This is a genomic window from Teichococcus vastitatis, assembly GCF_003604215.1.
In the GTDB taxonomy this organism is placed as follows: domain Bacteria; phylum Pseudomonadota; class Alphaproteobacteria; order Acetobacterales; family Acetobacteraceae; genus Pseudoroseomonas; species Pseudoroseomonas vastitatis.
Genome location: NZ_QXGS01000063.1, coordinates 1 through 9,145, shown reverse-complemented (window position 1 = coordinate 9,145; position 9,145 = coordinate 1). Strand labels below are relative to the sequence as shown.

The 9,145-nt window shown below is 70.2% G+C and carries 7 protein-coding genes; all 7 read right to left on the bottom strand.

Translation table 11 applies throughout. The annotated features are described in order from the left end of the window. Window positions 1-117 precede the first annotated feature (117 nt). The 7 genes from D2K64_RS22115 to D2K64_RS22085 all read right to left on the bottom strand — a co-directional run bounded on the left by D2K64_RS22115 (window position 118) and on the right by D2K64_RS22085 (window position 8,470). Window positions 118-858: an SDR family NAD(P)-dependent oxidoreductase gene (locus tag D2K64_RS22115; RefSeq protein WP_120010559.1), complete on the bottom strand. Its 741-nt coding sequence runs from the start codon at window positions 856-858 to the stop codon at window positions 118-120. 100 nt (window positions 859-958) lie between these two features. Beyond that, a complete protein-coding gene (locus D2K64_RS22110; RefSeq protein ID WP_120010558.1) occupies window positions 959-2,182 on the bottom strand; it encodes a serine hydrolase domain-containing protein in 1,224 nt (407 codons plus the stop codon). Window positions 2,183-2,288: 106 nt separating this feature from the next. After that, on the bottom strand, window positions 2,289-3,113 hold the full coding sequence (locus D2K64_RS22105; protein ID WP_120010557.1) for a creatininase family protein: 825 nt from the start codon (window positions 3,111-3,113) through the stop codon (window positions 2,289-2,291). A gap of 36 nt (window positions 3,114-3,149) precedes the next feature. Then, window positions 3,150-4,115, bottom strand: coding sequence for an ABC transporter ATP-binding protein (locus D2K64_RS22100; RefSeq protein ID WP_120010555.1), 966 nt, complete (start codon window positions 4,113-4,115; stop codon window positions 3,150-3,152). Further along, window positions 4,112-5,962 carry a dipeptide/oligopeptide/nickel ABC transporter permease/ATP-binding protein gene (locus D2K64_RS22095; RefSeq protein WP_120010553.1) on the bottom strand — a complete coding sequence of 617 codons (1,851 nt, stop codon included), beginning with the start codon at window positions 5,960-5,962 and terminating at the stop codon, window positions 4,112-4,114. Before D2K64_RS22095 ends, D2K64_RS22100 begins: the two co-directional genes overlap by 4 nt. 37 nt (window positions 5,963-5,999) lie before the next feature. Then, window positions 6,000-6,950, bottom strand: coding sequence for an ABC transporter permease (locus D2K64_RS22090; RefSeq protein WP_120010551.1), 951 nt, complete (start codon window positions 6,948-6,950; stop codon window positions 6,000-6,002). Then, complete coding sequence (locus D2K64_RS22085) at window positions 6,950-8,470, bottom strand: ABC transporter substrate-binding protein (protein WP_120010549.1); 1,521 nt, start codon at window positions 8,468-8,470, stop codon at window positions 6,950-6,952. Before D2K64_RS22085 ends, D2K64_RS22090 begins: the two co-directional genes overlap by 1 nt. Between the last annotated feature and the right edge of the window lie 675 nt (window positions 8,471-9,145).

Below are 9,145 nucleotides of genomic sequence, written 5' to 3'. Positions count from 1 at the left end.
CTGCTGGGCTTCTCGGAAAGCGCCGAGCACCAGCTGCAGACTGCGGCGGCGCTGGGTGGCGAAACGCCGGACACCTACGGCATCACCTTCGCCTGAGGCGAAGGCGGGCGGCGCGTCTCAGACGTGCTGCCCGCCATTGATGTGGATCTCGGCCCCGTTGATGTAGGCCGAGGCCTCGCTGCACAGGAAGTGGATGGTTTCCGCCACTTCCCGTGCCTCGCCCAGCCGGCCGAGCGGCACATTGTCGCGCACCAGATCATCCGTGCCGGGCGACAGGATCGCGGTGCGGATCTCGCCGGGGGCGATGGCATTGGCGCGCACGCCACGCGGGCCGAATTCATGCGCGAACTCCCGCGTCAGCGATGCCAATCCGGCCTTCGAGGCGGCGTAGGCCACCCCGGCAAAGGGATGCACGCGCGAGCCGGCGATCGAGGTGACGTTGACGATGGCGCCGCGCGCCGCCTCCAGCTCCGGCAGCAGGGCACGGGCCAGCAGCGCGGTGGAGATGAGGTTGACGTTCAGCACATGGGTCCAGGCGCGCGCATCGGTCTGCGCCACGCCCAGCCGCGTGCCGCCCGGCCCCTTTGGCGAGATGCCGGCATTGTTGACCAGGGCATGCAGCGGGCCGCCGGCGATGCGCTCCCGCACCTCATCCACCAAGCGCGGCAGGGCATCGAGGTCGGCGAGGTCCGCCTGGATGTGGCCCCAGCGCGCCCCGGGCCAGCGGCATTCCTCCGAGAAGGCGTGGCGTGACACGGTGAGCACCCGCCAGCCATTCTCCTGGAACAGCTTCACCGTCGCATGGCCGATGCCGCGGCTGGCACCCGTCAGCAACAGGGTGCGGGGCGTGTCGGACATCGGCGCGGCCTCCTGATCCGCGGGATGGCGGACATCCTGTCGCGGTGGCGGTATCATAGGCCGATCATCCGCCGGGTCCAGATGCAGGACCGCCGCAGCCTCAGTCGATCAGGGCGGCGTAGCTGAGCACCCGAAGCTCCCGCCGGAGCGGCCAGGTGGAGGAAGGCATCAGCTGACACATCAGGATCACCGCCATGTCTTCGGCGGGGTCGATCCAGAAGGCGGTGGAGGCGGCGCCGCCCCAGGCATATTCGCCGGCGCTGCCGACGATCTGCGCCCGTGCCGGATCCAGCATCACCGAGAAGCCGAGGCCGAAGCCGATGCCCTCGGCCGTGGTTTCCGACCAGCGCGGCTGGCCCATCGCCGCCATGTCGCCGCGCAGGTGGTTGGCGGTCATCAGCGCCACGGTCTTGCGGCCGAGCAGCCGCACCCCGTCCAGCTCGCCCCGGTTCAGCATCAGCTGGCAGAAGCGCCAGTAATCCGCGACGGTCGACACCAGCCCGCCGCCGCCGGAGCAGACCGGGCGCGGCCGGAGATAGGGGCTCATGGTCGGGTCGTCGATCAGCTCCAGCCCGCCTTCCGGCGCACGGATGTAGTTGGCGGCGAAGCGCGGGTGTTGCGCGTCCGGCAGGCTGAACCCGGTCTCGCGCATGCCGAGCGGCCCCAGGATCCGGTCGCGCAGGAAGCTGTCGAAGGCCTGGCCCGAGATCACCGCGACCAGATGGCCGAGCACATCGGTGGCGATGCTGTAGTTCCATTCCCGTCCCGGCTGGGCGATCAGCGGCAGCGCCGCCGCCTGCTCCACCACCTCGGCTAGGCTGCTCTCGGCGTTCTGGAAATCGACGCCGTGCTCGCGGTACAGCGCATCCACCAGCGTCGCGTGCATGAAGCCGTAGGTCAGGCCGGAGGTGTGGGTCAGCAGGTCGCGAAAGGTGATGTCGCGCTCGGCCGGAACGGTGTCGATCTTGCCGCGCGCCCCGCCCACCGCCACCCGCATATCGCGGAAGCAGGGCAGGAACCGCGTGATCGAATCGTCGAGCTGGAAGCGGCCTTCCTCGTACAGCATCAGGATGGCCAGGCTCGTCAGCGGCTTGGTCATGGAATAGATGCGGAAGATCGTGTCCGCCGCCATCGGGGTGCCGCGCTCCAGGTCGGCGAAGCCGGTGGCGTGCAGATGCGCCACCTCGCCCCGCCGCGCCACCATGGTCACCAGCCCGGCCAGCTTGTTGTCGGACACGAGGCGGTCGGCCCAGGTGGCGATGCGGGTCAGGCGCGTCGGGCAGAGACCCAGGCGGGCGGGATCGGCGGCGGGCGAGAGGCGCATGCGCAAGCTCCTGGCTGGTGCAGGCGCGATCCTGAGCCGCCTCGCCGCCGCCGTCGAGGGGCCGGCGGGAACCGGTCCCGCCGGGGCTTCGCGTTGTTCCGCCGGCTCAGGCCGGCATCTTCTCGTCGTAATGACGGATGAAGCGGGCGCAGAGATCGGTCAGCTTCTCCACCAGCGCCGCGCCGGTCTCGGCCGAGCACAGGTTCGGATCGCCAGCGGCGACGCCCTCGTTATAGATCTCGTCATATTCCACCGGCAGGCCCACTTCGGCGCCGTCAAAGGCGCCGAGGCCCAGGGCGGTGTGCGGGATGCCGAGCTGCGTGTTGGGCTTCAGCGTCCTGGCGGGCGGGATCATGTCGCGGCGGATCAGCTCGGGAAAGAGGTGCATGCCCAGGCTGGTCAGCGGATCGGCGCCATGGCCGGACACCGCCCTCGCCTTCTCCGCGCCGACGATGCCGGGCAGCATGCCGTAGCCGATGCGCCACAGGTACAAGCTCGGGATCAGCACCTCGTCGCGCCGGTAGATCTCCCGCGTCACCTCGGCGATCGGGCCGACATTGCCGCCATGGCCGTTGATCACGATGATCCGCGTCAGGCCGTTGCGGAACAGCGAATCGATCATGTCGCTGATCACCAGCTCCAGCGTGCCCTGGCTGATGGCGATGCCGCCGATCATCGGCCCGAAATGATCGGCGCCGCCGAAGGGCAGCACCGGAGCCACCACGGTGCGGGTGCCGAGTTCGGTGGCGCGCAGGGCGGCCAGCTCCGCCACCTTCTCGGCCAGCAGATAATCCCCCATGGGCGCGTGCGGCCCCTGGTCCTCGTGGCTGCCCATGGGCAGCAGCACCACCGGCTTCTGCGCGTACAGCTCGCGCCCTTCGCCGCCGGTGATGGTGCCCATATGCACCTTGGGATTGGTCAGGTTTGCCATCTGTGGCGCTCTCCTTGGGTGGCAGGGTTTCCGCCGTCAGCCGATCTCGGCCGCGCGGATGCAGGCGACGCGCCGGCCATCACCGCCGAACGGCGCCAACTCGGGCACGGCCTGGGCACAGGCTTCGACGGCGTGCTGGCAGCGGGTGCGGAACACGCAGCCGGAGGGCGGGTCGGCCGGGCTCGGCGGGTCGCCTTTCAGCAGGATGCGCTCCTTGCGCCGGGCGGCGTCGAGCCGCGGCGTGGCCGACAGCAGGGCCCGGGTATAGGGATGCACGGGCCGGTGGAAGACCGGGCGGGCCGGCCCTTCCTCCATGACGCGGCCCAGATACATCACGATCACCCGGTCGCAGAGCTGTGCCACCACCGGCAGGTCGTGGCTGATGAACAGCATGGCGAGGCCGAGATCGCGCCGCAGGTCGGCCAGCAGCTGGATCACCTGCGCCTGGATCGACACGTCGAGGGCCGAGACCGGCTCATCCGCCACCAGGAAGTCCGGCGCCGTGGACAGGGCGCGGGCGATGCCGATACGTTGCCGCTGTCCGCCAGAGAATTCATGCGGAAAGCGCTGGGCGTGGGCGGCCTCGAGGCCGACGCGGTTCAGCAGCGCCGTCACCTGCTCCCCGGCCTCGCCGCGGCCATGCAGCCGGATGCCGTCGGCGATCTGCGAGCCGATGCGGCGGCGTGGGTCCAGGCTGCCATAGGGATCCTGGAACACGATCTGCAGCCGCTGCCGCAGCCTGCGCCATTCCGACCCGGTGAAGTCGGAGAGCGGACGGCCGTCCACCGTGACGCTGCCGGCGGTGGCGGGCATCAGCCCCAGCATCAGCCGCCCCAGCGTGCTCTTGCCGGAGCCGCTCTCGCCCACCACGCCCACCGCCTCGGCCCGCGCCACGGACACGTCGATGCCGCGCACCGCCTGGACCGGCCGGGACTTGCGGAACATGCCCTTGCCCGGAAAGGTCTTGGACAGGTTTTTCGCCTCGATCAGCGCGGCGCTCATGCCGGCACCTCCTCGGAACGGCAGGCCAGTTCCTGCCAGCGGGCGCAGCGGACGTCACGGCCGGGCCCGGCTTCCTCCAGCGGCAGGGCGCCGGCAGAGCATTTCGGCCTGGCATGGGCGCAGCGAGGGGCGAAGCGGCAGCCTTCGGGAAAGGCGTGCGGCGGCGGCACGATGCCGGGGATGCCGGCGGGCGGCGTGTCGCCTTCCGGCACGGCCGCCAGCAGCGCGCGGGTATAGGGGTGCAGCGGTGCCTGGAACACCTCGGCCACGCTGCCCTGCTCCACGATCTGGCCGGCATACATCACCGCCACGCGGTCGGCGATCTCGGCCACCACGCCCAGGCTGTGGGTGATGAAGATGATGGCGGTGCCGGTGTCCCGCCGCAGCTCCGCCAGCAGGTCGAGGATCTGCGCCTGCACGGTGACGTCGAGCGCCGTGGTCGGCTCGTCGCAGATCAGCAGCTTCGGCCGGTTGGCCAGCGCCATGGCGATCATCACGCGCTGCTTCATGCCGCCCGACATCTCGTGCGGGAAGGCGCGCATGCGGCGCTCCGGATCGGCGATGCCGACGCGGCGGAACAGCGCCTCCGCCTGCCGCCACGCCTCGGCGCGGGAGATCGGCCGGTGCGCCAGGATCGCCTCCGCCACCTGGTCGCCGGTGCGGTGCACCGGGTTCAGGCTGCTCATCGGGTCCTGGAACACCATGGACATGGCGCCGCCGCGCAGGCGGCGCATGCCCTCCTCGGGCAGCCGGAGCAGCTCGGTGCCGCCGAGCCAGGCCTCACCGGCGGCGATGCGGGCCACGGACGGCAGCAGTCCCATCAGCGCCGTGGTGGTGACCGACTTGCCGGAACCCGATTCACCGACGATGGCCAGCGTCTCGCCCGCCCGGACATCAAAGGAAACGTCCTGCACCGGGCGGATCGGCCCGCGCGGCGTGTCGATCTCCACCGTCAGGCCACGCACCGCCAGCACCGTGTCCGGCGCCGGCTTCGCCGCCGGCAGCAGGCCAGGCAGCAGCCGGTCCCTCGCGCGCAGGCGCGAGCGGGTGCCGCCGGTGCGCGGGTCCACCGCGTCGCGCAGGGCGTCGCACAGCAGGTTCATCGCCAGAATGGTCAGCGTCAGCACGGCGCAGGGCCAGAACAGCAGCATCGGCGCCTGCTCCATGGTGGCGCGCGCGCCGCGGATCATCAGCCCCCAGGAGGGCGCCGGCGGCACAACGCCGAGGCCCAGGAAGGAGAGGCCCGATTCCAGCACCACCGCCGAGGCCACGGCCAGCGAGAGCTGCACCAGCACCGGCCCGGCCACGTTGGGCAGCACGGTGCGCAGCAGGATGCGCGGCGCCGGCGCGCCGAGGGCGCGCACCGCCTCCACGTAATCGTGGCTGCGGGCGGACAGCACCTCGGCATAGGTGACGCGGGCGAAGCCTGGCAGGTACAGCACCGAAAGCACCAGGATCAGCGTGCCGGCGCCCGGACCCATCAGCGTCACCACCAGCAGCGCCAGCAGCACGGGCGGGAAGCACAGGATCACGTCCATGCTGCGCACGGTGAGCAACTCGCCCAGGCCCCGGAACCAGCCGCCGATCAGGCCGAAGGCGGTGCCGATGACCCCGGCGATGAGGGCCGAGGCGAAGGCGACGCCCAGGCTGGTGCGCGCGCCCCAGATCAGCCGCGAGAACACGTCGCGGCCGAACTCGTCCCGGCCGAGGGGCGAGCCCTCCATCGGACCGGCGAGGCGATGGGCGATGTCCTGGCGCACCGGGTCCGGCAGGCCGAGCAGAGGGGCGGCGAGGGCGGCCAGCAGGATCAGGGCGACCAGCGTGCCGGGGATGAGGAGGCGCTTCATGCCGGCTTTCCCGGAGGGAGGGGAAGGATCAGGTGCGTCATGCCGCGCGGATCCGCGGGTCCAGGGCGGCGTAGAGCAGGTCCATGATCAGGTTGATCAACAGGAACAGGCCGGAGATCGTCAGCACGATGCCGACCACCATGGGGTAGTCGCGGGCCTCCACGGCGCGCAGCAGGGGAGTGGAGAGGCCGGGCCAGTTGAACACGTATTCCACCAGCACGGTGCCGCCGAGCAGCGTGCCCATGTGCAGGCCGAGCACGGTCAGCACCGGGGTCAGGGCGTTGCGCACCACATGGTGCACCAGCACCCGCCGGGCCGTCAGGCCCTTGGCACGGGCGGTGCGCACGTAGTCGCGGGACAGCGAATCCAGCACCGAGGCGCGGGTCATGCGGAACAGCACCGCCGACAGCCCCTTGGCGATGGCCAGGGCCGGCATGGCCAGCAGCGTCAGGTGGCGCAGTGGATCGTCGGCCAGCGCCACGTAGCCGCCGGCCGGCATGATGCGGAGCATCTGCGCCAACACCAGGATCAGCAGCGTGCCGACTACGAACACCGGCACCGCCAGCAGCAGCGCCGCGAGCCCGGAGGCGATGCGGTCGAAGGCGCCGCCGCGGTGCAGCGCGGCATAGGTGCCGGCGGGCAGCGCCACGACCACGGAGAGAAGGGTGCCGGCCAGGATCAGCTCCAGCGTGCGCGGCAGGCGCAGGGCGATCTCCTCCAGCACCGGGTATTCGTCGATCAGCGACACGCCGAGGTCGCCGCGAGTCAGGCCCGAGAGAAAGGCGCCGTATTGCTCGAGCAGCGGCCGTTCCAGGCCGAGGCGCTCGCGCAGCTCGGCCACCGCCGCCGGATCGGGCATGGTGCCGCCGGTGGAGAGCAGCAGTTCCGCCGGATCGCCGGGGACCATGTGCAGGGTCATGAAGACGATGGTCGCCACCAGCCAAGCCAGGGCAATGGAGATGCCGATGCGGCGCAGCACCCACAGCATCAGCCGAACCCCACGTCTTCGAGGTGGGTGCCGGACAGCGTGGACAGCGCGCCCGGCAGGTTGGTGAAGCCGGTGATGTTGCGCCTCATGCCGTAGCCCTGGCTGCGCCAGGCGAGGCCGACCAGCGGCACCTCCTCCAGCGCGGCACGCTGCATGTCCTTGTAGATGGCGATGCGCTTCGCCTCGTCGAACTCGGCGCGGCCCTTCGCCAGCCATTCCGTGGTGCGCGGCGCCTTGAGCCCGAAGGAGCGGCCATGCGCGGGGGAGAGGCTGGTGTCCAGCACCGAGGTCAGCCCGTCCGGGTCGTTGTTCTCGGCCGAGACGCCGTGGATGGCGATCTCGTATTGGCCGCGCGTGCCAAGGCTGACGCGGGTGGACCAGTCCGGCAACCGCAGCTCGCACTGGATGCCGATCGCGGCCAGGTGCTGCTGCACCACCTCGGCGGTGTCCTTGTGCATGCCGAACTGGGCCGTGGAGAGCAGCGTCGTCTGGAAGCCGTTGGGATGCCCGGCCTCGCTCAGCAGGGCCTTGGCCCGGACGGGATCGTAGCTCCAGCCGCGCGCCAGCTCGGCATCCCAATAGGGGGTGCCCTCGACGATGGGCACGCCTTCCAGCACCTTGCCGCGGCCGAAGAAGGCGGCCCGGACGATGTCCTCCCGCTTCACCGCATGGGCCACGGCGCGGCGCACCCGGGGATCGGCGAAGGGACCGCGCGTGCCGTTGAACAGGATGTCCATGAAAGGGCCTTCGGTGGAATCCAGCTTCAGCGCCGGATCGGCCTCCACCGCGGCCATGGACTGCCAGGGGACGTACTCGATCATGTCCACGTCGCCTGACTGCAGCGCGGCCATGCGCAGGTTCTCGTCGGCATAGACGATGAAGCGGATGGTCTTCAGCCTGGGCCGCCCGGGCTTGTAGAAGCGGTCGAAGGCGGAGAGGGTGATGGAGGAGCCGCGTTCCTGCGCCGCCAGCCGGTAGGGCCCGGCGCCGACCGGCTCACCGGCTTCGGAGCCGTGCCAGACAATGGCCATGTTGTAGCCACCGAACCAGTGCGGCAAGGTCGCCGTGGGCTCCTTGGTGATCAGGCGCACGGTATGCGGGTCCGGCGTCTCGATCCGCTCCAGGCGCTGGAACTGGGCGCGCATGTAGGCGGTGGAGCGCTCCCCGGCGATCTGCTCCAGCGTCCACTTCACGTCCCGGGCGGTCACCGGCTGGCCGTTGTGGAACACCGCATCACGCCGCAGCCTGAACACCCAGGCGCCGTCCGCATCGAGAGTCCAAGCTTCCGCCAACTCGCCGCGAAGCTCGCCCCGGCTGTCATAGGAGACGAGGCTGCGGTGGATCAGCAGCTTCACCGTGCCGGCCGAGGCACCAGTGCTGGGCCAGGGCTGCAGGTTGGGCGGCCAGGCCGACAGGCCGAAGCGGAGGGTCCCGGATGCCGGCTGCGCCGATGCGGCGGGGCGCCACCAGGGAAGGGCGGCACCGGCGACGAGAAGGGAACGGCGGGCAAGGCGGTTCATGGCGAAACTCCAGCCAGGAGGGTCGTGACGCTGCGGAGCGCCCGCGGCGGGCAGGACGACCCTAGCAAGTCATGGGCCATAGCTTCCCCGCGATGACCGGACGGGCGTGCTGCCGTGCAGGCTCGGGCATTGGCCGCGGTGCCGGTGTCGCTTGCCGTCCCATGCGGCAAGCGGCACTGCGCCCGCCTCAGCTGGATGACAGGATCTTCGGGTTTGGTGACATCGGTTTCCTCCTGAACAGGGTGCGCGAGCGGGTCGCGTCATTGTTTCTGCCGGTCTGGCGCCGGCGGAAGGCAGTGTGCCCTGTCACGGAGGGGGTGGCCAAGCCCGGTGCGTCGGCGGGCGCGGAAAAGTTTCGCCCTCCTATATCTTTCTGTTTGACTCCGGTTCCTGGGGGGCCTAGAAGGCGCGCCCTGCCACTGAGCCGGCGCCGAATGGGGCTGAGGATGAGGTGGATCGTTAAGTCCTCTTGAAAGTCGGAGCGGCTCGAACCAAATGGTTCTATAGTAGCCGCGAAGTAAAATTGAGGGCGGCGATGAGGCGGTGAGAAAAGTGCTTGACGGAATGACCGAACGGCACTAAGTATCTTCCCACGCTGATTGAAAATTGCATCGGGTTTTCTGGAAGAATACTTGGTTTAATTGCCTTTGGGTGATTTGGCTGGGTTAATTGGCT